Below are 22557 nucleotides of genomic sequence, written 5' to 3'. Positions count from 1 at the left end.
CACCCGCGTGGCCGTCTCCGTCCCGAAGGACTTCGCCGCCGCCAGGCAACGTCACGACGAGGTCGCCCGCCTCGTCCGCGACGCGCGCTACCGCTACTACGTGCTGTCCGACCCGCCGATGCCGGATGCCGAGTTCGACGCGCTCTTCCAGGAGCTGCTCGCCCTCGAGGAGGCGCACCCGCGGTTGGTGACGTCCCACTCCCCGACCCAGCAGGTCGGCGCACCACTGGACACGGCCTTCGCCCCGTTCCGGCACCTGCAGCCGATGCTCTCCCTCGACAACGCCTTCTCGCGCGAGGAACTCGAGTCGTGGGCCCAGCGCGTCGAGCGCGGCCTCGGCGAGGACGCCGACGCGGTCGCCTACGTCTGCGAGCTGAAGTTCGACGGGGTGGCGATCAACCTGGTGTACCGCGACGGTGTGCTGGCGACGGCGGCCACCCGCGGTGACGGGACGACCGGCGAGGACGTCACGGCGCAGATCGCCACGATCGACGCCGTGCCCTACCGCCTCGGCGTGGCCGACCCGCCCGCCGTCCTCGAAGTGCGCGGCGAGGTGTACTACCCACTCGAAGCGTTCGAGGCCATGAACGCCGCCCGCATCGAGCGTGGCGAGGAAGCCTTCATGAACCCGCGCAACGCCGCCTCCGGTGCGCTGCGTCAGAAGGATCCCGAGGTGACCCGGCAGCGACCCCTGTCGGTGTGGTGCCATGGGTTCGGCGTCGTCGAGGGCATCGCGTTCGAGCGGTACGCGCAGGCACTGGACTGGCTGCGCGGCGCCGGCCTGCCGATCGCGACCGAGACCGGTGTCGTCGACACCGTCGACGAGGTGTGGGCGTTCGTCGAGCGTTGGACCGACGCGCGCCACGAGGTGCCGTACGAGATCGACGGCGTCGTGGTCAAGGTCGACGACCTCGCCCAGCGCGAGCAACTCGGCTTCACCGCCCGTGCACCCCGATGGGCGATCGCCTACAAGATGCCGCCGGTCGAGCAGGAGACGACGCTCGAACGCATCGACATCAACGTCGGCCGCACGGGCAAGGTCACCCCGTACGCGGTGCTCGAGCCCGTGGTCGTCGCCGGCACCCGCATCACCTACGCGACCCTGCACAACGAGATCCAGATCCACGCGAAGGACGTCCGCGAAGGCGACCGGGTCATGGTCCGGCGCGCCGGCGACGTCATCCCCGAGGTCGTCGGTCCCGTGCTGTCGAAACGGAACCCTGCCGCCGAGGTGTGGCGGATGCCCCCGGTGTGTCCGTTCTGCGGCCAGCCCCTGGTCCGGCCCGAGGGTGAGGCGCACCACATCGACGAGAACGTCGACTGCCCGAACCGGCTGCTCGAGTCGCTGGCGCACCTCGCCGGCCGTGGCGCCCTGGACATCGAGGGCCTCGGCGGCCAGACCGTGGAACTGCTGGTCGACGAGGGGCTGATCGGCAACCTCGCCGACGTGTTCCGCCTGCACCACCATCGCGACGAACTGCTCGCCCTCGACAAGTGGGGGCAGAAGCGGGTCGACAACCTGCTGGCCGGCATCGAGGCCGCGAAGCAGCAGCCCCTCGACCGGCTGCTCGTCGCGCTCAACATCCGCCACCTCGGTCCCACCTACGCGAAGCTGCTGGCCCGCAACCTCGGCTCCCTCGCCGCCATCCGCAGGGCCGGCGCCGACGAGCTCGAGGCGATCGACGGGATCGGCCCCACCATCGCCGCCGCGGTCGTGGCGTGGTTCGCCACGCCGCGCAACGCCGAACTGATCGACGAACTCGTCGCCCTCGGGGTCGATCCCCGGACCGAGACGACGTCCGGTGCGACCGGCGCCGACGCCGCGATGCTCGAAGGCTGGACCCTGGTCGTCACCGGCACGCTCGAGGACTTCACCCGCGACGAGGCGAAGGAGGCGCTCGAGGCGCGTGGCGCCAAGGTCACCGGCAGCGTCTCCAAGCGCACCACCGCGGTCGTCGCGGGCGAGAACGCGGGCTCCAAGCTGACGAAGGCCGAGGAACTGGGGCTGCCCGTGTTGGACGAGGCCGCGTTCCGGCACCTGCTCGACACCGGCGAACTGCCCACCTGACGTCGTCTGCGCCGTATGGTGGCGTCGCTGGGGGAGGCCGTCGTGTCACGTGGTGGGGTCGTCGCGGCCGCGATCGTGGCGCTGGTCGCGGGAACGGTCGCCTTCGCCCTGATGCGGCCGGGCGCCGGCGAACCCGTGCGCGAGCCGACGCATGCGCTGCTCGTCCTCGAGGACGGCAGCCTGGTCGCCGAAGAGCTCGCGAGTGGGGATCGTGAGCAACTCGCCCCGGCACCCCATGCCAACGCCGTCGTCATCGACTTCGCGGTCGGGGCCGATGGCACCATCGACGACTTCACGGCCATGGCCTACGACGACGGCGCGGGACCATTGGGGTTTCTCACCTATGCCCGCCGGGACGGCGGTCCGGTGCGGGTCAACTTCGTACCGACGGAGGTCCTGCCGGGGCGGATCTCCAATCGCGGGAGCCGCACGATCTCGCCCGACGGACGGTGGCTCGCCTACGACGCGGCCATCGGCGACGGCCAGCCGGCGACGGTGCTGGTGTCGATCGCCGCAGAGGACGGCCGGCTGGTGGTCGACGACGCACACGTCCTCGACCACGCGGTCGGACCGATCGACTGGCGGGGTGCGACGTCGGATTCCGGTGACGTCAGCCGCCTGACGGGTCGGGTCCGCGACGGCTACGCCCAACTGGTGCTCGAACGCGGCGACGACGGCTTCGCGGTCGACGAGATGGTCCCCGTGCTGGCGGACGACCCCGGCGGCGGCCGTCTGCTGGCGACCACGGGCCTGCGGGCCGGAGCGTCGGACGACCCCTGGTTCGAACTGTCCGTCCGCCGTGGCCCGCTCGTGGTCGGCGAGCCCAGCCCGCCGGACGTGGCGACGCTGCGCTACCACGGGGCCTCCGGCAGGAGCGTGACCACGGAGTTCGAACTCGGAAGCGGCGCCGGAAACCCGATGCTGCGGGCCCAGGGACACCATGCACTGGTGACGGTCGACCACGTCATCGAACCGGAGACCCCGGAGCTGCGCCGCGGTCGCGCCTTCGTGGTGCGGGTCGTCGACGGCCCGGGCGGCGGTAGGTTCGCGGCGCCGGTGCGCCTCGACGGTGGCCCGGTCGGCGGCGCGCTGTTGGGTGGCGGCGCTCGGGGTGACGACTAGGGGCGCAGCATGGCCGGGTGCAGGCGACTGGCGCGCCCGCGGCGGTAGCGCTTGGCCGGTCGCCCACCACCGGGACCCGGCGCCGACGTGCCCTCGACCTCGACGACGAAGTCGCGGGTGGAGACGACCTTCCGGCGGAAGTTGGCCGCGTCCAGTTCGACGCCCCAGACGGCCTCGTAGACCCGCCTCAGCTCACCGAGCGTGAACGGCTCGGCGACGAACGCGGTCGCCAGCGAGGTGTACTCGAGCTTCGATCGGGCCCGCTCGATGGCATCGGGGACGATGCGATCGTGGTCGTAGGCCAGCTGGGGGCCGTCGTCGTCGGTCAGTCGGCCGACGTCGAAGAAGGCGGCCCGGCCGGTGGCGAGCGGGCCGTCGGCGACGACGGTCTCGAAGGTCGGCGTCAGGGCGAGGTAGGCGACCGACACCACCCGGCCGCGCGGATCGCGGGTGGGATCGCCGTAGGTGCGCAACTGCTCGAGGTGCGCGTCGGGGGCCGCCAGGCCGGCCAACTCGCGCAGGGCACGGTTGGCGGTGTCGTCGAGACTCTCGTCGTCCCGCACCCGTCGACCCGGCAGCGCCCACTGGGTCGTGAAGGGACCGGCGTCGGGCTGGACGAGCAGGAGCTGGAGCTCGCCGTCGTGCACCGTGAGCATCGCGACGTCGACGGCGACGGCACAGGTGGAGATCGGGGCAGGCGCCGCCGGGTCCGGGAGCGCCGTCGGGCCGATGCTCACGCCGGCACGACCTCGACGCCCGCCGACCGCAGTTCCTCGACGGCGCGCTGACCGTCACCCGCCTCGAGCTCCACGAAGCGGGTCGTCGCCAGCGGTACCACGACCTCGTAGCCGAGCGCCCGGGCGTCCAGTGCCGTGGCCTTGACGCACACGTCGCCGGCCAGGCCGGTGACGACGACGCGGCGGATCTGCGTGTCCTCCAGGATGCGGCCGAGCTCGGTGGCCGACTCCTCGCCACTGACCGGGTCGCGCACGCTGAACCCGGAGTACCCGTCACCCCCGTCCACGCCCTTGCGGACCACCGGACCGTCCACCGTGAGGTCGGGGTGCAACTCGGCCCCCCACGTCCCCTGGACGCAGTGGGTCGGCCACACCCCGCCGTCCTTGCTGAAGTGGGGGGTCGTCTCCGGATGCCAGTCCTGGGTGTAGACGACCATGGCGCCGGCCTCGCGGGCCGCGTCGATCTCGGCGTTGACGGCGGGGACGACGGCTTCACCCTGCGACACGTACAGCCCGCCGTCGGGCGCGGCGAAGTCGTTCTGGACGTCGACGACGACCAGCGCCGTCGTGGTGTCGTATCGCGGTGTCATGCGCACGCCTCCGGGTGCTTCCGTGCCTCGGGATCGTCGTCGAAGACGGTCGGGAACGCCACCGGACCGTCCGTGATCGCCCGGGCGTCATCGTCGAGTTCGTCGAGTGAGCGTCGCAGCCGGGCCCGGCCCTCCTCGAGGTCGTCGGCGGCCACGGGTTCGCCGTCGACGACCAGGGGCAGCTGCAACGGGCGGACGTCACCGGCGGGGGCCGAGGCGGTGAACGGCCGCAGGACCTCGGCCACGGCGTTGCCGGACGTGAGCCGGCGCCACGCCGTCTTGCGTCCCCCCCGGGTCGCCTTCTCGCCGCCCCTCTTGGCCACGGGGTGACAGATGCCGCCGGGCGCGTCGGCGCGTGCGACCAGCTTGTAGACGAAGCCGGCGGTGGGCGCGCCCGAGCCCGTGACCACCGAGGTGCCGACCCCGAAGGCGTCGGCCGGCGCGTCCCGGAGTTCCTCGAGGCGGTACTCGTCGAGGTCACCCGAGAGCACGACCCGCGTCTCGGTGGCACCGGCCTCGTCGAGCAGCTTGCGCGCCCGCACCGCCTCGCTGCCGAGGTCACCCGAGTCGATGCGTACGGCGCCGAGCTCCGTGCCGGCGACGCGGAGCGCGGTGCGCAGGCCCTCCTCGGTGTCGTAGGTGTCCACGAGCAGGGTGGTGCCCGCGCCGAGGGCGGCCACCTGGGCCGCGAAGGCGTCCTGCTCGCTGTCGTGCAGCAGCGTGAAGGCGTGGGCGGAGGTGCCGAACGTGGGGATGCCGTACCGGCGTCCGGCCTCGAGATTCGAGGTCCCGGCGAAGCCGGCGAGGTAGGCGGCGCGCGCCGCGGCGACGGCGGCTCGTTCGTGGGCGCGCCGGCCGCCGAACTCGAAGAGCGGACGACCCCCGCTCGCCGCGACCATGCGCGCCGCCGCCGCGGCGACCGCGCTGTCGTGGTTGAGCACGGACAGCACCAGGGTCTCGAGTACCACCGCCTCGGCGAAGCTGCCGTGCACGGTGAGGACCGGCGAGCCCGGCACGTACACCTCTCCCTCGGGGTAACCGTGGATGCTGCCGGTGAAGCGGTAGGACGCCAGCCACTCCAGCGTTGCCGTCGAGACCACGGAGGCGTCGTCGAGCCAGTCGAGGATGTCCGCGTCGAACCGGAACCGTGCCAGCGCCTCGAGGATGCGGCCCGTCCCCGCGAGAACCCCGTAGCGCCGTCCGGGCGGCAGGCGACGGGCGAACACCTCGAACACCGCGGGACGCAGGCCGCGTCCGTCGCGCAGCGCCGCGTCGAGCATGGTCAGTTCGTAGCGGTCGGTCAGCAGCGCCGTGGAGAGGGGATCGGGCATGGCCATCTCCAGTCGAGGTTCGGGATGGTGCGCCCAGCGCCTGTGGGGCTGAACCGTAAACGGCACCTGCCGACCACGCCAGGGGCGCGGTGCCGACGAACGATCGGCGCGGGTGGGCTGGTCATTTCCGCCTAGGCTCGCGGCCGTCCTCACTCAGGAGCATGCACGTGCGGTTGTTGCTCGTCGAGGACGACCTCGATCTCGCGGCACTGCTGCAACTCGTGCTCGGGCAGGCGGGCTTCGACATCGTGCTCACCGACCGTGTGGCGGGCATCGTAGAGCGCGCCGTCGACGTCGACGGCGTCGTGACCGACGGTGCGCTGCTCGATGGCACGGCCGACGACGTGCTCGAGGCACTTCAGCACGACGAACGCACGGCGAGCCTGCCGGTGGTGGTGTGCTCGGTCCGTCCCGACGCGATCCGGCACCCACAGGTGGTCGGACGGCTGCGAAAGCCACTCGATGCCCTGACCACGGCGGCGCGCCTGCGCCGGCTGTTCGACGGCGAGCGGGCCGGATCGGAAGCGCCCCTGCGGGCGTCGAACGCCCGGCCTCCTCAGGCCCCGCCCACGCTCATGGGCGATCAGGACGGCGAGGCGGTGCGCCTGCGCCAACGTGGCCTGCAGGAGCTCGAGATCCGGGCGCGCCTGATCGGAGACGCGGGCGCGGCCGTGCTGTGCGGGGACCTGACCGTGCAGCGTCGCGAGGACGCGCGGGTCGCGGCGCACAAGAGCATCGGCCTCGCCGGCGCACTCGGCGAGCACGACCTCGCCGAACCGGCCAGGCGCGCCGAACGTCTCCTGCTCCGTGACGGCGCCCTCGGTGTCGACGACGCGGTCGAGCTGTGCGAGGTCGCGGCGGCGCTCGAGGACGAGGCCCGCGGGCGGATCGATGCGGCCCCCGTCCGTGAGGCTCGCGCCGTCGCGAGGGCGACGGCGGCCGGTCTGGTCGCCATCGTCGACGACGACGAGATCCTGGTCGCCCTCGTGCGCCGGCGGCTGGAGCTGGCCGGCTTCGAGGTGGTCGGCTACGACCATGGCGGCCACGCGCTGGACGAGCTCTCACGGAGCGACACGCTGCCCGACGTCCTGCTGCTCGACGTGGACCTCCCCGGCCTGAACGGTCTCAGCGTGCTGGACGGGCTCGCGTCCACAGGTGCACTGCGCGACACCCGGGTCGTGCTCGCGACGGTGCACGACAACCCGACCGAGCTGGCCCGCGCGCGGGCGGCCGCGGCGGAGATCGACCACCTTCCCAAGCCCTACGACCTCGACCGGCTGGTCGCGCTCGTCGGCGCCCGGAGCCGGGTCTGATGGTGGGGCTCGACGTCGTCCTCGGCCTCACCATCGCCCTCACGTCACTGGTGATGCTCGCCGGACTCGACATGCTCGGTGGCACCTGGCGCCGTCGTCGCCGCTGGCACCGCAGGCGCCGCGCCGAACAGGAGGTGATGGCAGCCGTCGTCGACGCCCTGGCGGTCCCGGCGCGGCTGCCGAACGCCATCACGGTGATGCGAGCCGCGGATCCCGCCGTGGCGGAAACCGTGTGCCTCGCCGCCGGGCGCGTGGTGGCCGAGGACGACCGCGGGGTCCTCGCGGCCCTGGCCAGGGCCGCCGACGTCAACCGCCGCGCCCGCGTCCACCTGCGTTCGTCGCGCTGGTGGCGCCGGTTGCGGGCGGTCCGCCTGCTGCACCTCGCCAGCGACGATCCCGCCGACCTGCGGGTGCTGAACGACCCCCATCCAGAGGTCCGCGCGGCCGCACTGCTGTGGCTCTCGGACCGGCCGGGCCAGCTGGTCCGGCAACCCGACTCCGGTCGCGCGCGCCGCTCCGCCTCGCGCGACGCGGGTGGGCTGCTGGCCGAGGCGCTGGTCTCGGACGCCGCCCTGGTGCGGATCGCGGCGAAGCACGTCTGCGTCAAGGCCGACATCGCGCCGGTGTGGGTGCTCGAACACGCCCTGGAGCAGGCGCGGCGTCCCGGGGCCCACCCGCTGGCGCCGGTCGCGCCGCTGTCCACCGTCGCCGCGCTCGGCGATCGGGTCCGGTTGCCGCTGGACGACTTCCTGTACGCGAGGGCTGCCCCGGTGCGCGCTGCGGCCGTGCGCGCGATCGCCGCCACCGCGCCGGACCGAACGGCAGAACTGGTGCGCCGCCACGTCGGTGACGCCCAGGTCGTGCGGCTCGCCGTGGCCGACATCGCCGGCCGCGATCCGGCGGCGAGCCCCGTGCTGCTCGACCTCGCGGACGACGCCGCATGGCAGGTCCGGCAGGTCGCGCGTCGGTCGCTGCTGCGATCCGGGGCCGTCGGCCGCGCCCTGCTGCGTCGGCTCCAACAGGCGGTGGTCTGATGATCGCCTGGCTCGAAACGGTCCTGTACACCACCGCGACCCTGGCGTTGGGCTACTTCCTCCTGGTCAACGGCACCTACAGCCTGCAACTGCTGCTGGCCAGCCGCGAGCTCAAGCAGCGTCGGCGTCGCCTGGACCTCGCCACCCTGTCGTGGTGGCATCGCACGCCCGACGCCCCGACGGTGTCGGTGATCGCTCCCGCCTACAACGAGTCGGTCACGATCGTCGACTCGGTCGAGGGCATGTTGACGCTCGAATATCCGGGGCTGGAGGTCGTGGTCGTCAACGACGGCTCACCCGACGACACGCTCGCCTGCCTGGTCGAAGCGTTCGGTCTCGTACCCGATCCGCACGCGCCGACCGACCTGAGCGACCTGCCGACCCGACCGGTGCGCACGGTCTACCGTTCGCGTCTGCACGCCAACCTGGTCGTGGTCGACAAGGACAACGGCGGCAAGGCGGACGCGCTCAACGCGGGCATCGGCGTCGCGTCCGGCGACCTGTTCGTCGCCCTGGACGCCGACACCGTCGTGGCGCCCGACGCGTTGCTGCGACTCGCGCGCGCCTTCCTCGAGTCGCCGGGCAACGTCGCGGTCGGGGGGACGATCCAACCGGTCAACGGCGACGAGGTCCGCGACGGCCGCGTCGTCAACAAGGCCATCGATCGGCGGTGGCTCAGCGCCGTGCAGAGCGTCGAGTACGTGCGCGCCTTCTTCATCGGCCGTCTCGGCTGGAACCGGCTGGGCGGCAACGTCATCATCTCGGGCGCCTTCGGGGCCTTCCACCGCGCCACCGCCATCGCGGTCGGCGGGTACCGCAACGACTCCATCGGCGAGGACTTCGAACTCGTCGTGCGCATGCGCCGCCACGGCTACGACACCGGTGGCCCCTCCCGGGTCCAGTTCCTGCCCGACCCGGTCGCCTACACCGAGACGCCGATCTCACGGGCCGTTCTGCGCCACCAGCGGCTGCGGTGGCACCGCGGACTGCTCGACACCCTGTGGACCCACCGCGACGCCATCTTCCGGCCGCGTTACCGCGGCATGGCGTTCGGAGGGCTGGGCTTCATGACCGGCGTCGAGGCGCTCGGCCCGATCGTCGAGGCGCTCGGGCTGGTCGCGCTGGTCCTCGGTTTCTCGCTCGGTATCGTCAACGTCGAGTTCGCCCTGCTGTACTTCGCACTGGCCTACCTGTGGGGGGTCGGTCTCAGCGTCGGGGCGCTCGCCGTCGAGGACCGGGCCACCGAGTCCGAACTGCGCGTCCGGGACCGGGCCTGGCAGCTCGTGGCCGCCATCACCGAACCGGTCTGGTACCGGCAGATGTCCCTGTGGTGGCGACTGCGGGCCACCGGGCGCTGGCTGCGCCGGGACCAGCACGAGTGGGGGACCATGACGCGGGCCGGCTTCGGCGGGGGGACCGCCGACCGACCGAATCCGTCCTGATACCCGTCGCCGCTTCAGTGGAGGCCACGGGCGGCCGACCAAGACGACGAGCGAAGATGTCGTCGAGCTGGGGGAGGGCAGGTCGTGCGCGACCGCACACGTGGCCCGCACCTGGCCCCGGTCCTCCGCCGCACGCCCTTCGCCGCCTGGTGGTGGACGGTCGTTCCTGCCGCCGTCACGGCGCTGCTCCTCCTCGGCATACCGGGGTGGAGCGAACTGCGCCTCGCCGGTATGGCCTTCTGGGTCATGCTGTGCTTCGTCGTGCTCGGCGAGTTACGCCCGGTGGTGGCGTCGGGACGGTTGGATCCCGACGGCGTTTCGCTCAGCACGGCGTTCCTCTTCGCCGTGATGCTCGCCTGGGGCGCCGAGCTGGCGGTCTTCGGGGTCATCGTCGCGACCCTCGTCGGGGAGACCGCCCGTCGCAAGCGCGCCTTCGCCGGCATCTTCAACGGCGCCCAGTACGTGCTGTCCTACGCGGCCGCGTGGGCGATCCTCTCCGTGTTCGGCTGGTCGGCGACCCCGGCCGCGCCGGCCCTGCTCACGCCGACCAGCCTGCTGCCGACCATCCTCGCCGCCGTCGCCTACCACCTGGTCAACCTGGCCGTCGTGGGTATCGCCATCGGCGCCCTCGAGCGCCGGCCCGTCCGTGTCACGATCTTCGAGAACGTGCGCTACTACACCCTCACCACCGGCGCGGTGCTGGCCCTCGCCCCGCTGGTCGTCGTGGTGGCGGAGAAGCACTGGGGGTTCCTGCCGCTGCTGCTGCTGCCGCTGTACCTGCTGTGGAAGACCGCGGCGATGTCGCTCGAGCGTGAACAGCATGCGCTCCACGACGGCCTCACCGGCCTGGCGAACCGGCTGTCGCTGGCCGACCAGGTCAGCCGCTACCTCGCGGAAGGGAAGCCCGGGGCCATCTGTCTGCTCGACCTCGACCGCTTCAAGGACGTCAACGACACCCTGGGCCACGCCGTCGGCGACGACCTGCTCAAGCTCGTGGCGGAGCGGTTGCGGACCGGCGTGCGCGAGGGTGACGTCGCCGCCCGCATCGGCGGGGACGAGTTCGTGCTGCTGCTCGACGTCGAGGACGAGATCGAGGCCCTCGACGTCGTCGAACGGCTCGGGCGCCGGCTGACCGACCCGTACGACCTCGGTGGGGCCCGGCTCGAGGTGGAGGTCAGCATCGGTGTCGCGCTGCTGCCCCAGCACGGCGACGACCTCGAGATCCTGCAACGCCGCGCCGACGCCGCGATGTACGCCGCCAAGGCCGCCGGTGAGGTGGTCGTCGTCTTCGACGAGGACCTCATCCGCGACACGCCCCAGCGCCTGTCCCTGCTCGCGGAGCTGCGCCAGGCCGTCGCCAACGGCGAGCTCGAGGTTCACTACCAGCCCAAGGTCGCCGTGAGCGACGGTCGTCCCCTCGGCCTCGAGGCGTTGGTGCGGTGGCGCCACCCCGAGCGGGGCCTGCTCGCGCCCGCCGCCTTCCTGCCCCTGGCGGAGCGCACCGCCGTCATGCGGTCGCTGACGGCCTCGGTACTCGACCAGGTCATGCGGCAACTGGCGACGTGGCGGGCGGACGGCCTCGCCGTCCCCGTCGCGGTCAACACCTCGCTGCACGACCTCTCCGACCCGGGCTTCACCGCGACGGTGCAGGCCGGCCTGGCCGAACACGGGCTCGACACGGGGCTGCTGGTGCTCGAGATCACCGAGGAGGCGCTGCTCGGGGACCCGACGCGGGCGTTGGCGACCCTGGACGCCCTGCAGGCGGCCGGCGTGGAGCTCTCCCTCGACGACTTCGGGACCGGCCACGCCTCGCTGACCCGGCTGAAGCGACTGCCGGTCGCCGAGGTGAAGATCGACCGCTCGTTCGTGCTGAACCTCGACGCCGACGTGGAGGGCCAGGACACCGCCATCGTGCGCTCGGTCGTCCAACTCGCCGCCGGGCTCGGACTGCGGTGCGTCGCCGAGGGCGTCGAGACCCGGGCCTCGCTGGACATCCTCGCCGACATGGGCTGCCAGATCGCCCAGGGTTACCTGATCGCGCGCCCCCTCCCGGTCGCCGAGGCCACCGACTGGCTCCGGGCGCACGTTGTGCCCGCGGTCGGGGACCTGATCGGCGAGCGGTAGCCTCGGGGCCCGAGTCCGGCTCGCGCCGTCGTGCGTGGCGACTCCTTTCGGCCCCCGCGCGGGGCGACTCGATCCGAGCCCAGGAGGTCCCGTGGCACTCTCCGCCGACGAGGTGCGTCACGTCGCCCGGCTGGCGCGCCTCGCGCTGACGGACGACGAGGTGGACGCCCTCGCCCCCCAGCTGTCGCAGATCCTCGCCTATGCCGAGCAGGTCGGCGAGGTCGCGGCACAGGACGTCGAGCCGACCACGCACCCCTTCGCGCTACGCGACGTCAGCCGTCCCGACGATCCGCGCCCCTCGCTGCCACGCGAGGCCGTACTGGCCGCCGCCCCGCACGCCGAGCAGGACCGCTTCGGTGTGCCCCGCATCGTGTCCGAGGAGGGCTGACGTGGAGCTCACCCAGTCCTCCGCGGCGGAACTCGCCGAGCGTCTGCGGGCCATGGACGTGTCGGCCCTCGAGGTGGTCGAGGCGCATCTGCAGCGCATCCTGTCGGTCGACGGCGTCGACGGCGACGGTGACGTGTGGACCGCCGTCGGCAGCGACGACCTCGACCAGCGCGACGTGCACGCCTACCTCCACGTCACCGCCACCGCAGCGCGCGAACACGCCGCTGACGTCGACCGTCGCCGGGCCGCCGGCGAGGAACTCGGCCCCCTGGCGGGCGTCCCGCTGGCGCTCAAGGACGTCCTGACCATGCGCGGCGTGCCGACCACCTGTGGCTCGCGCATGCTCGACGGCTGGGTCCCGCCCTACGACGCCACCGTCACCGAGCGCCTGCGCGCCGCGGACGTGGTGGTGCTGGGCAAGACCAACATGGACGAGTTCGCGATGGGCTCGTCGACCGAGAACTCGGCGTACGGCCCGACCCGAAACCCGTGGGACCTCGGCCGCGTGCCGGGTGGTTCCTCTGGCGGCTCCGCCGCCGCCGTGGCCGGACTGATGGCCCCGCTGGCGATCGGGACCGACACCGGAGGCTCGATCCGCCAACCGGCCGCGCTCACCGGCATCGTCGGTGCCAAGCCGACCTACGGCACGGTGTCACGCTACGGCCTGGTGGCGTTCGCGTCGTCGCTGGACCAGGCGGGCCCGTTCGCCCGCACCGTCGAGGACGCGGCCCAACTGCAGGCGTTGATCCACGGCCACGATCCGCGCGACGCCACCTCGATCACCGACACGCCCGCCGACGTGCTCGGCACCCTGCGGGACGGCATCGAGGGGCTGCGCGTCGGCGTGGTCACCGAACTGCAGGGCGACGGCTACGAGCCCGGCGTCCGGCGGGTGTTCGAGCAGGCGCTGGAGCGCTTCGAGCGGCTCGGCGCCAAGATCGTCGAGGTGTCGCTGCCCCACGCCGGCTACGGCCTTCCCGCCTACTACCTCATCGCGCCATCGGAAGCGTCCTCCAACCTCGCCCGCTTCGACGGCGTGCGCTACGGGTTGCGCGTCGACGCGCCCACCGCCGAGGAGATGAACGCGGCCACGCGCGCGGCCGGGTTCGGTCCCGAGGTCAAGCGGCGCATCATGATCGGGACGCACGCGCTGTCCAGCGGCTACTACGACGCCTACTACCTGCAGGCGTCGAAGGTCCGCACCCTCATCGCGCAGGACTTCGCCACCGCATTCGAGCAGGCCGACGTGCTGGTCAGCCCGACCTCGCCGACGGTGGCGTTCGGCCTCGGGGACAAGACCGCCGACCCCCTGGCGATGTACCTCAACGACGTCGCCACCGTGCCGGCCTCGCTGGCCGGGATCCCGGCGCTGTCGCTGCCGGCCGGCACCGCCGAGGCGCCCGACGCGCCCGACGCCTCGCTTCCCGTGGGTCTGCAGATCATGGCGCCACTGCTGCGCGACGACCTGATGTACCGCGTGGGATGGGCGTTCGAGCGCGACCTCGGGTTCACCCCGATTCCCGCCGGCGACACCGCCGTGGAGGTGCTCTGACATGACCGCGACCGACCTCGGCGAGATCTCCGCGACCACGGCCGCGGAGCACGGTGTCGCCCTGCTCGAGGGCACGACCGGACCCTGGGAACTGGTCGTGGGCCTCGAGGTCCACGTCGAACTGCAGACCCGCACGAAGATGTGGTGCGGCTGCTCGACCAGCTTCGGCGGCGACCCCAACACCAACGTCTGTCCCGTCTGCACGGGACAGCCCGGCGCGCTGCCCGTGGTCAACGAGCAGGCCGTGCAGGACGCCACGCTGCTGGGCCTGGCACTCAACGGCGAGATCGCGCCGGTGTGCCGGTTCCACCGCAAGAACTACTTCTATCCCGACCTGGCGAAGAACTACCAGATCAGCCAGTACGACGTCCCGCTGGTCCACGACGGGTGGCTGGACGTCGACGTCCCGGTCGGCGACGACCTCGTGACCCGCCGGGTGCGGATCGAGCGTCTGCACATGGAGGAGGACACGGGCAAGTCGCTGCACGTCGGCTCGACCGGGCGGCTGCACGGCGCCGACCGGTCGCTCATCGACTACAACCGGTGTGGCATCCCCCTGCTCGAGATCGTGTCGCGTCCCGACATCCACGATCCCGACACCGCCCAGGCCTATCTGCGCGAGCTGCAGTCGATCGTGCGTGCCACCGGGGTCTCCGACGCCCGCATGGAAGAGGGCTCGATCCGCTGCGACGCCAACGTCTCCGTCCGCCGACCGGGCGATCCGCTCGGCACGCGGACGGAGATCAAGAACCTCAACTCCGTCCGGTCCCTGGGCCGCGCCATCGCCTACGAGGCTCAGCGCCAGATCGCCGTGCTCGAGGACGGCGGCACCATCGTGATGGAGACCCGCCACTGGGACGAGGGTCGCGGGGTCACCGAGACGCTGCGGGTCAAGGAGTCGGTGACCGACTACCGCTACTTCCCCGATCCCGACCTCGTCGAGATCACCTCGCCGGCCGACAAGGTCGAAGCGGTCCGTGCCCGCCTCCCCGAACTCCCGGCGGCATCACGTGCGCGGCTGCATGCGGCGGGCGTGGCGACGCACCAGGCGTCGACCATCATCGTCACGGGCCTGCTGCCGGCCTTCGACGAGGCGGTCGCCGCGGGCGCGGACGCCTCCGCGGCGGCGAACTGGCTCGTCGGTGACGTCGCCGGTCAGCTCTCGGCCGAGGGCGTCGACTTCGCGGGCTCCGGCCTCACCGGCACGCACGTCGCGGAGCTGATCGCGCTGATCGAGGACGGCACGCTGTCGACCAACCTCGCCAAGCAGGTCCTGACCGGCATGATCCAGTCGCGCGGCGCCAAGGGCCCGGCCCAGATCGCGAAGGAACAGGGCCTCGAGCAGGTCTCCGACGAGGGCGAGCTCCGCGGCATCGTCGAACAGGTGGTGGCCGACAACGCCGACACCGTCGCCGCGATCCGCGGTGGGAACGACAAGGCCATCGGCGCCCTCGTCGGCCAGGTGATGAAGCAGACGCGGGGCAAGGCGGACCCCCGCACGACCAACCAGCTGCTCCGCGAGCTCATCGGCTCCTGAGTCTGCGACCCGATGCGTGCGTCCACGCGCGCAGGCGCCGGCGTCCGGACGCACGGATCGCCGATGTCGGGTGAGCCGCCCGCAGGTGGGTCATCCCTCGCGGAACCTGCGACGAACCTCCACGAAACCCGTGCATGACGGTGGCCGCGTACGTGCGCCGGCCATCCTGTGGTCCCCTACGCTGGCGCACCGACGCGTGGAGCACCAGAGGAGGAGCCCGACGTGGTGCTCGAGACCATCGATTCACCGGCCGATCTGAAGGCGCTTCCGGCCGAGCAGCTGCCCCTGCTCGCCGAGGAGCTGCGCGCCGCGATCGTCGCCGCCGTCGCCCGTGTGGGCGGCCACCTCGGCTCCAACCTCGGCGTGGTCGAGCTCGGGATCGCACTGCACCGCACCTTCGACTCGCCCCGCGACCAGCTGGTCTGGGACACGGGTCACCAGGCCTACGTGCACAAGATGCTGACGGGCCGGCGACCCCTGTTCGACACGCTCCGCCAGGCGGGCGGCCTGTCGGGCTACCCCTGTCGGGCCGAGTCGCCGCACGACCTCGTCGAGAACTCGCACGCGTCGACGGCGCTGTCGTGGGCGTTCGGGCTCGCCCGCGCACAGGTCGGTCTGCCGCGCGAGGAACGGCGGCGCGTGGTCGCCGTCGTCGGCGACGGTGCGCTGACCGGCGGCATGGCGTACGAAGCGCTCAACAACCTCGGCCACCACCAGTTGCCGGCGATCATCGTGCTCAACGACAACGGCCGGTCGTATGCGGAGACGGTCAGCCGGCTCTCCGAGCGGCTGGCGGACCTGCGCACGGACCCGCGGTACCGCAAGGTGCGCGGCCGCTTCGACCGCGCGTTGGACCGGGTCCCGCTGGTGGAGCGCCTGACCGACGCCGGCTTCGGAGCCGTGAAGGCCGCCGTGTCCGAGGCGCCCGCGTTGCAGGCCTTCGTCGAGGCGCTGGGCGTGCGCTATCTCGGCCCCTACGACGGCCACGACGTCGGCAAGCTCGAGCACGCGCTGGTCACCGCCGCCCGGCTCGACACCCCGGTGCTCGTGCACGTGCTGACCCAGAAGGGCAAGGGCTACGAGCCGGCCGAGACCGACCCCGAGAAGAAGCTGCACGACACCTCGGCGTTCGACATCGCCACCGGGCGCTCGACCGGCAGCAAGCCGCGGTCGTGGACCCAGGCGTTCAGCGAGGCGGTCCTCGAGCTCGCGGACGAGCGGCCCGACCTGGTCGCGATCACCGCCGCCATGCCGGGCTCGACCGGGCTGCTGCCGCTGGCCGAGCGGGACCCCGAACGCGTGCTCGATGTCGGGATCGCCGAGCAGCACGCCGTCACGGCGGCCGCCGGGATGGCGCACGCCGGCAAGCTGCCGTTGTTCGCGGTGTACTCCACCTTCTTCGCCCGCGGGTTCGACCAGGCGAACCTCGACGTCGGGCTGCACGACGCGCACGTCCTGTTCGTCTTCGATCGTGCGGGCATCACCGGCGATGACGGGCCGAGCCACCACGGCATCCTCGACCTGTCACTGTCGCTGCGCATCCCGACGATGACCGTGCTGGCCCCCTCGTGCGAGGAGGACCTGCAGGCCCTGTTGGGCGTGGCCGCCGGACTCGACGGTCCGGTGAGCCTGCGGTTCCCGAAGGGAGCGGCCGTTGCCGGTGCCGGTCTCGGCGTCAAGGCCGCCGACCGCGCACTCGGCCTGCGGGCGCGGCGCCTGCGCGCCGGGGAGGACGTGTGCGTGCTCGCGGTCGGGGACCGCGTCAGCGCCGCACTCGAGGCCGCCGAACTGCTCGCCGAGCAGGGTTACGACGCGGCGGTGTGGGACGTACGCAGCGTGCGTCCGGCCGATCCCGCCATGCTCGATGCCGCGGCAGCGGCCCCGCTGGTCGTCACGGTCGAGAACGGGGTCGTCGGCGGTGGGGCGGGGGCCGAACTGGTGGATCGCCTCGTCGAGCGGGTCGGCGTGCGGCACGCGCCGCCGGTGCTCAAGCTCGGGGTCCCCGACGGCTATCTGCCGCACGGCAAGCCCGACCACATCATGGCCGAGCTCGGCCTGGATGCGGCCGGGGTCGCCGCCGCCACCCGCAAGGTGCTCACCGACGACCGCTGACGCCCGGCACGCCGTGCGCAGCGCATTTCGGTGGACGGAAAACTTCTTCTGCCAGTTGGTACGTTTCTGCGTGGGGTGAGCAGGAGGAGCGTGCATGGCGGCACGGAGCATGGGGGTCCAGTCGGTCGAACGTGCGCTCGACGTCCTCGAGGTGCTGGCCGCGTCGGGACGGGAGATGGGGATCAGCGAGCTCGGCCAGGCGACGCAGCTGCCCTACGCCACCATCCACCGCCTCACGGCGACGCTGGTCCGACGGGGGTACGTGCGCCAGGACCCGCGGTCGCGCAAGTACGTCCTCGGTGCCCGGCTGGTCGAGCTCGGGACCGCCGCCGGCCGCATGCTCGGAGGGTCGGCCCGGCCCTATCTCGAACGGCTGGTCGAATTGACCGGCGAGACGGCCAACCTCGCGCTCCTCGAGGACGGGTACGTGGTCTACGTGGCGCAGGCGTCGTCCCGGCGGATGGTGCGGATGTTCACCGAGGTCGGCAACCGGGTGCTGCCCCACAGCACCGCGGTCGGCAAGGTGCTGCTGGCGCACCAACCGCGTGCCGTGGCCGAGCGCATCCTCCAGCGCAACGGCCTGCCGCCGGCGACGGCCAACACCGTCACCGACGCCGCCGTCCTGCTCCGTGAACTCGAGCGTGTTCGCGAGCGCGACTACGCCCTCGACCTCGAGGAACAGGAGGAGGGCGTCAACTGCGTCGCCGTGCCGCTGCTGCCCGCGAACGGCCTCGTTGCCGCCATGTCGGTCTCCGGACCGACGGGGCGCCTCGACGAACCGCGCCGGCGGGAGGTCATCGAGCACCTGCGCACGGTCGCGGCGGACCTGGTGGCCTGGATGGACGGGGGGGACATCGTCGAGGTGCCCGCGGGTGTCACCGACGAGGGCTGACGCGCGGCCATGCGCCCGGGGTCACGAGGCGGCGAGGCGCTCCATCGCCACCTCGACACCGCCACGGCGGATCGGGACGCCGGCGATGCCGAGCGCCGCCTCGACGCCGGCGAGCGTGCCGGCGAGCGTGAGGTCGTTGAGGTCGCCGAGGTGGCCGATGCGGAACACCTTCCCCGCGAGACGGGCCAGCCCGGCCCCGAGCGAGAGATCGAACCGCTCCAGTGCGATCCGCCGGAACTCGTCCGCGTCGTGTCCGTCCGGGAGCAGGACGGCGGTCAGGACGCTGGAGCGCTGCTCCGCGACGGTCGCCCACAGCTCGAGTCCCCAGTGCTCGACCGCCCGGCGCGTCGCCTCGGCATGGCGGTCGTGGCGGGCGAAGACGGCGTCGAGGCCCTCCGCGTGCAGCAGGTCGATGGCTTCGGCGAGGCCGTACAGCAGGTTCGTCGCCGGGGTGTAGGGGAACATGCCGGCGGGCGCACTGGCCAGCATGTCCTCCCAGTCCCAGTACGACCGGGGGAGCCGGGCATCGGCGGCGGCCGCCCGGGCCTTGTCGCTGATGGCGTTGAAGCCCAGGCCCGGTGGCAGCATCAGGCCCTTCTGCGACCCGCACACCGTGACGTCGGCTCCCCACTCGTCGTGGCGGTAGTCGATCGAGCCGAGCGAGGAGATGGTGTCGACGAGGAGCAGCGCCTCCGAACCGGCGGCGTCCATCGCCCGCCGTACGGCCTCGATGTCGCTGGTCACGCCGGTCGAGGTCTCGTTGTGCACGACGGCGACGGAGCGGAAGCGCCCGGGCTGCGCCTCGAGCGCGCCCTGGATGCGCTCGGCGTCGACGCCGGTGCGCCAGTTCCCTTCGAGGACCTCGACGTCCAGCCCGAGCCGGGTCGCCATCGTCGCCCACAGGGTCGAGAACTGACCGGTCTCGTACATCAGCACCGCGTCGCCCGGTGAATGGGTGTTGACCAGGGCCGCCTCCCACGCGCCGGTGCCGGACGACGGATAGATCACGACGGGACCGGAGGTCTTGAACACCGTGCGGATGCCCTCGAGCACGCGCCGGCCCAGTGCGGCGAACTGGGGTCCGCGATGGTCGATCGTCGGCCGCGCCATCGCCTGGAGCACCCGATCGGGCACGTTGGTGGGGCCGGGAATCTGCAGGAAGTGCCGACCGGCGCGCACGAGCACCCTTCCATCGTCTCCACGGTCCGAGAACCGTCGTGCGAGGACCCTAGGACGCCCTCAACCCGCCGGCAACCGACCTCGCGTGCCTTGACCACCGGTCGCGGCGGCCCCTAGGTTCTTCCGCCTGGCAGACCGTTCGTTTCACCGAGCGGAAAGCGCCGGTCAGGGGAGGGTCGCGTGGCGGACGTGCTGGACGAGCGGGCCCGGATCGGGGAGCAGCGCCGGGATCTGGCCGCCGATCTCGGTGAAGCGCTCGACGGCGAGGTGCGTTTCGACGCCTACACGCGTCACCTGTATGCCACCGACGCCAGCATGTACGCGATCGAGCCGCTCGGCGTGGCCTATCCCCGGCATGCCGACGACGTGGCCGCCGCCGTGTCGGTCGCGGCGCGGCACGGGGTCCCGGTGCTGCCGCGCGGTGCGGGGACCAGCCACTGCGGACAGACCGTCGGCGCCGCGGTCGTGCTCGACTTCTCACGCCATCTGCACGGCCTCGAGGTCGACGCGGAGACGGCGACCGCGCGCGTCCAACCGGGCGCGGTCCAGGACGAACTCAACCGCGCCGCCGCGCGTCACGGGCTGTGGTTCGCCCCCGACACCTCGACGAGCAACCGGGCGACGCTCGGCGGGATGATCGGCAACAACTCCTGCGGGTCGCGCAGCGCCCGGTACGGGATGACCATCGACCACGTGCGCGACCTCGACGTCGTCCTCGCCGACGCGAGCACGGCACGGTTCGGTCCGGTCACGGCCGAACAGGTGGCCAGCCGCGCCAGGGGCAGCTCCCTCGAGGCGAGGCTCTACCGCGAGTTGCCCGCCCTCGTCGAACGTCACCGACAGGCCATCGCCGACCACATGCCTCCCTTCTGGCGGCGTGCCGGTGGCTACCGGCTCGACCGGCTCGCGCAGGACGGGCCGTTCGACCTCGCCCGGTTCGTGGTCGGCTCGGAGGGCACGCTGGTCACGGTGACCGGGGCCACGGTCGAGCTGGTCCCGATCCCCGAGGCGGTGGTCCAGCTCGTCGGCCACTTCTCCTCGACCCAGCTGGCGATCGCCGCCACCGCCGACGCGATGGATGCCGGCGCGGCGGGGATCGAACTCGTCGACCGCTTCATCCTCGACCTGGCCCGCCGATCGCTCGAGCACGCCCACCTGGTGCGCTTCCTCGACGGAGACCCCGAGGCCCTCCTGGTGGTCGAGTTCTACGGCGACACCCCCGCCGAGGCCGAAGCCGCGGCGCGCGCGCTCGAGGCGACCTGGCGCGCAAACGGGCACGGTTATGCGGTGCTGCGGGCCGCGACGTCCGAGCAGCAGGGGCAGGTCCGCGCCCTGCGGAAGGCCGGCCTGGGTCTGCTGATGGCGTCGGGTGTGGGTCGGGAGCGATCCCTCGCCTTCGTCGAGGACACCGCCGTCGATCCGCGGCATCTGGCCGAGTACACCGAACAGTTCGCCGCCATCCTCGAGGCGCACGGGCTGCGGGCGGGCTTCTACGGGCACGCGTCGGCGGGCTGCCTGCACGTGCGTCCCTTCATGGACCTGACCCGGCCTGGTGAGGTCGACAAGCTGCGCACCGTGGCCCGCGAGGTCGCCGAGCTGGTGACCAGCTTCGGCGGGGTGAACTCCAGCGAGCACGGCGACGGACTGGTGCGCAGCGAGTTCAACCGCGAGCTGTTCGGCGACGAGCTCTACGGCGCCATGCGCGAGGTCAAGGGCCTGTTCGACCCCGATCAGCGCATGAACCCGGGCAAGAAGGTCGATGCACCGCCCATGACCGACCACTTGCGGGAGCCGGCGTTGCCGGTCGCCCGGCCGTTGCCGACGGCCTTCGATTTCGGTGGTGGCACCGGCATGTTCGACGCCGCCAACCGCTGCATGCGGATCGGTGCCTGCCGCAAGCCGGCCACCTCGGGCGGCACGATGTGCCCCTCGTACATGGCCACCCGGGACGAGGAGCACTCCACCCGGGGTCGGGCGAACGCCCTCGTCCTCGCACTGGGATCACCCGATCCGCGGGCCGCGCTCGCCGACGACCGGCTCCACGAGGTCCTCGACCTGTGCCTCGAGTGCAAGGCGTGCCAGCGCGAGTGCCCACTCTCGGTCGACATGGCCACGATGAAGAGCGAGGCGTTGCACGCCCGCCACGCCGAGCACGGCATCCCCGTGCGGTCCCGGGTCTTCGCAGGCATCCGCCGCCTCAACCGGCTCGGATCCGCGACCGCGCCCCTGTCCAACCTGCCTGGCCGCTCGCGGCCCGTGCGCAGGATGCTGGAGCAGGTCGTCGGCATCGACCAGCGGCGTCCGCTGCCCCGCTTCGAGCGCGAGACCCTGCCGCGATGGTTCGCCGGCCGCGCCCGCCCGACGACGCCGAGGACCCGGGGCCGTGTGGTCCTGCTCGCCGACAGCTTCACCAGCTTCACCGAACCGGGGATCGGTCGTGCCGCCGTCGAACTGCTCGAGCGGGCGGGGCACCAGGTCCGGCTCGAGTCCCGGGGATGCTGCGGGCGGGCGGCGATGTCGAAGGGAGTGCTCGACCAGGCGCGGGCCGAAGTGGCAGCCCTGGTCGAGCGCCTGGCGCCGGACGCGCGGCGTGGCATCCCGATCGTCGGCGTGGAGCCGTCGTGCCTGCTGACCCTCAAGGACGACGGGCCGCGACTGCTGGGCGTCGACGATCCCGACGTGCGCGCGGTCGCCGAGCAGGCCCGATTGGTGGAGGACCTGGTGGTGGCGGCGATCGACGACGGCGCCCTGGAACTGGACGCCGACGCCGAGGTGGCGCACCGGCGGATCCTGTTCCATGGTCACTGTCACCAGAAGGCCAGCGTGGGGACCTCGGCCAGTGTCGCGTTGCTGCAGCGCATTCCGGGGGCCCAGGTGGTCGAGGTCGATGCCGGCTGCTGCGGGATGGCGGGCTCGTTCGGATTCGAGACCGAGCACTACGACCTCTCCCTCGAGATCGGCGGCATGCGGCTGTTCCCCGCGGTGGAGGCCGAGCCGGCGGACACGTTGGTCGCGGCCACCGGGGTGTCCTGCCGGCAGCAGATCGGGCACGGCACGGGGCGACGCGGCGAGCATCCGCTGACGCTCGTGCGGGCGGCGCTGCGGTGACCGTCCTGCCGTGCCGGCAGCCGCCCGG

General features: G+C 72.5%; 16 protein-coding genes. 12 read left to right on the top strand and 4 right to left on the bottom strand.

Annotated features, from left to right (window positions below):
• Positions 1 to 7 precede the first annotated feature (7 nt).
• Positions 8 to 2068 carry an NAD-dependent DNA ligase LigA gene (ligA, locus tag ACERMF_RS06000; protein WP_373668125.1) on the top strand — a complete coding sequence of 687 codons (2061 nt, stop codon included), beginning with the start codon at positions 8 to 10 and terminating at the stop codon, positions 2066 to 2068.
• Positions 2069 to 2110: 42 nt separating this feature from the next.
• Positions 2111 to 3190 carry a hypothetical protein gene (locus ACERMF_RS05995; RefSeq protein ID WP_373668124.1) on the top strand — a complete coding sequence of 360 codons (1080 nt, stop codon included), beginning with the start codon at positions 2111 to 2113 and terminating at the stop codon, positions 3188 to 3190.
• Here ACERMF_RS05995 and ACERMF_RS05990 read toward each other — a convergent pair.
• Genes ACERMF_RS05990 through ACERMF_RS05980 form a run of 3 tightly spaced genes read right to left on the bottom strand, consistent with a single transcriptional unit; the run spans position 3187 to position 5854 of the window.
• The gene (locus ACERMF_RS05990; RefSeq protein WP_373668123.1) at positions 3187 to 3927 is read right to left on the bottom strand and encodes an NUDIX domain-containing protein; all 741 of its coding nucleotides are present in this window, start codon (positions 3925 to 3927) and stop codon (positions 3187 to 3189) included. The genes ACERMF_RS05995 and ACERMF_RS05990 overlap by 4 nt on opposite strands.
• Complete coding sequence (locus ACERMF_RS05985; protein ID WP_373668122.1) at positions 3924 to 4517, bottom strand: isochorismatase family protein; 594 nt, start codon at positions 4515 to 4517, stop codon at positions 3924 to 3926. Before ACERMF_RS05985 ends, ACERMF_RS05990 begins: the two co-directional genes overlap by 4 nt.
• Positions 4514 to 5854 (bottom strand): nicotinate phosphoribosyltransferase, encoded by a 1341-nt coding sequence (locus ACERMF_RS05980; protein WP_373668121.1) that lies wholly within the window; start codon positions 5852 to 5854, stop codon positions 4514 to 4516. The genes ACERMF_RS05985 and ACERMF_RS05980 overlap by 4 nt, the downstream gene beginning before the upstream one ends.
• Positions 5855 to 6015: 161 nt before the next feature.
• Between ACERMF_RS05980 and ACERMF_RS05975 the strand changes: the two genes are divergently transcribed.
• From ACERMF_RS05975 to ACERMF_RS05935, 9 genes are all read left to right on the top strand, one after another.
• Positions 6016 to 7161, top strand: coding sequence for a response regulator (locus ACERMF_RS05975; RefSeq protein ID WP_373668120.1), 1146 nt, complete (start codon positions 6016 to 6018; stop codon positions 7159 to 7161).
• Positions 7161 to 8195, top strand: coding sequence for a hypothetical protein (locus ACERMF_RS05970; protein ID WP_373668119.1), 1035 nt, complete (start codon positions 7161 to 7163; stop codon positions 8193 to 8195). The genes ACERMF_RS05975 and ACERMF_RS05970 overlap by 1 nt, the downstream gene beginning before the upstream one ends.
• On the top strand, positions 8195 to 9637 hold the full coding sequence (locus tag ACERMF_RS05965) for a glycosyltransferase (protein WP_373668118.1): 1443 nt from the start codon (positions 8195 to 8197) through the stop codon (positions 9635 to 9637). The genes ACERMF_RS05970 and ACERMF_RS05965 overlap by 1 nt, the downstream gene beginning before the upstream one ends.
• Before the next feature lie 84 nt (positions 9638 to 9721).
• The gene (locus ACERMF_RS05960; protein WP_373668117.1) at positions 9722 to 11761 is read left to right on the top strand and encodes a putative bifunctional diguanylate cyclase/phosphodiesterase; all 2040 of its coding nucleotides are present in this window, start codon (positions 9722 to 9724) and stop codon (positions 11759 to 11761) included.
• A gap of 91 nt (positions 11762 to 11852) precedes the next feature.
• Positions 11853 to 12149, top strand: coding sequence for an Asp-tRNA(Asn)/Glu-tRNA(Gln) amidotransferase subunit GatC (gatC, locus tag ACERMF_RS05955; RefSeq protein WP_373668116.1), 297 nt, complete (start codon positions 11853 to 11855; stop codon positions 12147 to 12149).
• 52 nt (positions 12150 to 12201) lie between these two features.
• Positions 12202 to 13701: an Asp-tRNA(Asn)/Glu-tRNA(Gln) amidotransferase subunit GatA gene (gene gatA, locus ACERMF_RS05950; RefSeq protein ID WP_373668380.1), complete on the top strand. Its 1500-nt coding sequence runs from the start codon at positions 12202 to 12204 to the stop codon at positions 13699 to 13701.
• Position 13702: 1 nt separating this feature from the next.
• Positions 13703 to 15238, top strand: a complete 1536-nt coding sequence (gene gatB / locus ACERMF_RS05945; protein ID WP_373668115.1) for an Asp-tRNA(Asn)/Glu-tRNA(Gln) amidotransferase subunit GatB — start codon at positions 13703 to 13705, stop codon at positions 15236 to 15238.
• A 222-nt stretch (positions 15239 to 15460) separates the two neighbouring features.
• Positions 15461 to 17350: a 1-deoxy-D-xylulose-5-phosphate synthase gene (dxs, locus tag ACERMF_RS05940; RefSeq protein ID WP_373668114.1), complete on the top strand. Its 1890-nt coding sequence runs from the start codon at positions 15461 to 15463 to the stop codon at positions 17348 to 17350.
• Between the two features lie 94 nt (positions 17351 to 17444).
• Positions 17445 to 18242 (top strand): IclR family transcriptional regulator, encoded by a 798-nt coding sequence (locus tag ACERMF_RS05935; RefSeq protein ID WP_373668113.1) that lies wholly within the window; start codon positions 17445 to 17447, stop codon positions 18240 to 18242.
• Positions 18243 to 18263: 21 nt separating this feature from the next.
• Here the strand turns inward: ACERMF_RS05935 and ACERMF_RS05930 are convergent, their stop codons facing one another.
• Positions 18264 to 19427: an alanine--glyoxylate aminotransferase family protein gene (locus tag ACERMF_RS05930; RefSeq protein ID WP_373668112.1), complete on the bottom strand. Its 1164-nt coding sequence runs from the start codon at positions 19425 to 19427 to the stop codon at positions 18264 to 18266.
• A 183-nt stretch (positions 19428 to 19610) separates the two neighbouring features.
• Between ACERMF_RS05930 and ACERMF_RS05925 the strand changes: the two genes are divergently transcribed.
• Positions 19611 to 22529 (top strand): FAD-binding and (Fe-S)-binding domain-containing protein, encoded by a 2919-nt coding sequence (locus ACERMF_RS05925; RefSeq protein ID WP_373668379.1) that lies wholly within the window; start codon positions 19611 to 19613, stop codon positions 22527 to 22529.
• The last annotated feature ends 28 nt before the right edge of the window (positions 22530 to 22557 follow it).

Origin of the sequence: Egicoccus sp. AB-alg6-2 (assembly GCF_041821025.1) — a bacterium.
GTDB lineage: Bacteria > Actinomycetota > Nitriliruptoria > Nitriliruptorales > Nitriliruptoraceae > Egicoccus.
This window is presented reverse-complemented; position numbering and strand designations above follow the sequence as displayed.

Excerpts from the sequence above, each read along its gene's own strand:
- ACERMF_RS05965 (WP_373668118.1), top strand. The coding sequence starts at position 8,195 with ATGATCGCCTGGCTCGAAACGGTCCTGTACACCACCGCGACCCTGGCG.
- ACERMF_RS05985 (WP_373668122.1), bottom strand. The coding sequence starts at position 4,517 with ATGACACCGCGATACGACACCACGACGGCGCTGGTCGTCGTCGACGTC.
- ACERMF_RS05970 (WP_373668119.1), top strand. The coding sequence starts at position 7,161 with ATGGTGGGGCTCGACGTCGTCCTCGGCCTCACCATCGCCCTCACGTCA.
- ACERMF_RS05980 (WP_373668121.1), bottom strand. The coding sequence starts at position 5,854 with ATGGCCATGCCCGATCCCCTCTCCACGGCGCTGCTGACCGACCGCTAC.
- gatA (WP_373668380.1), top strand. The coding sequence starts at position 12,202 with ATGGACGTGTCGGCCCTCGAGGTGGTCGAGGCGCATCTGCAGCGCATC.
- ACERMF_RS05935 (WP_373668113.1), top strand. The coding sequence starts at position 17,445 with ATGGCGGCACGGAGCATGGGGGTCCAGTCGGTCGAACGTGCGCTCGAC.
- gatB (WP_373668115.1), top strand. The coding sequence starts at position 13,703 with ATGACCGCGACCGACCTCGGCGAGATCTCCGCGACCACGGCCGCGGAG.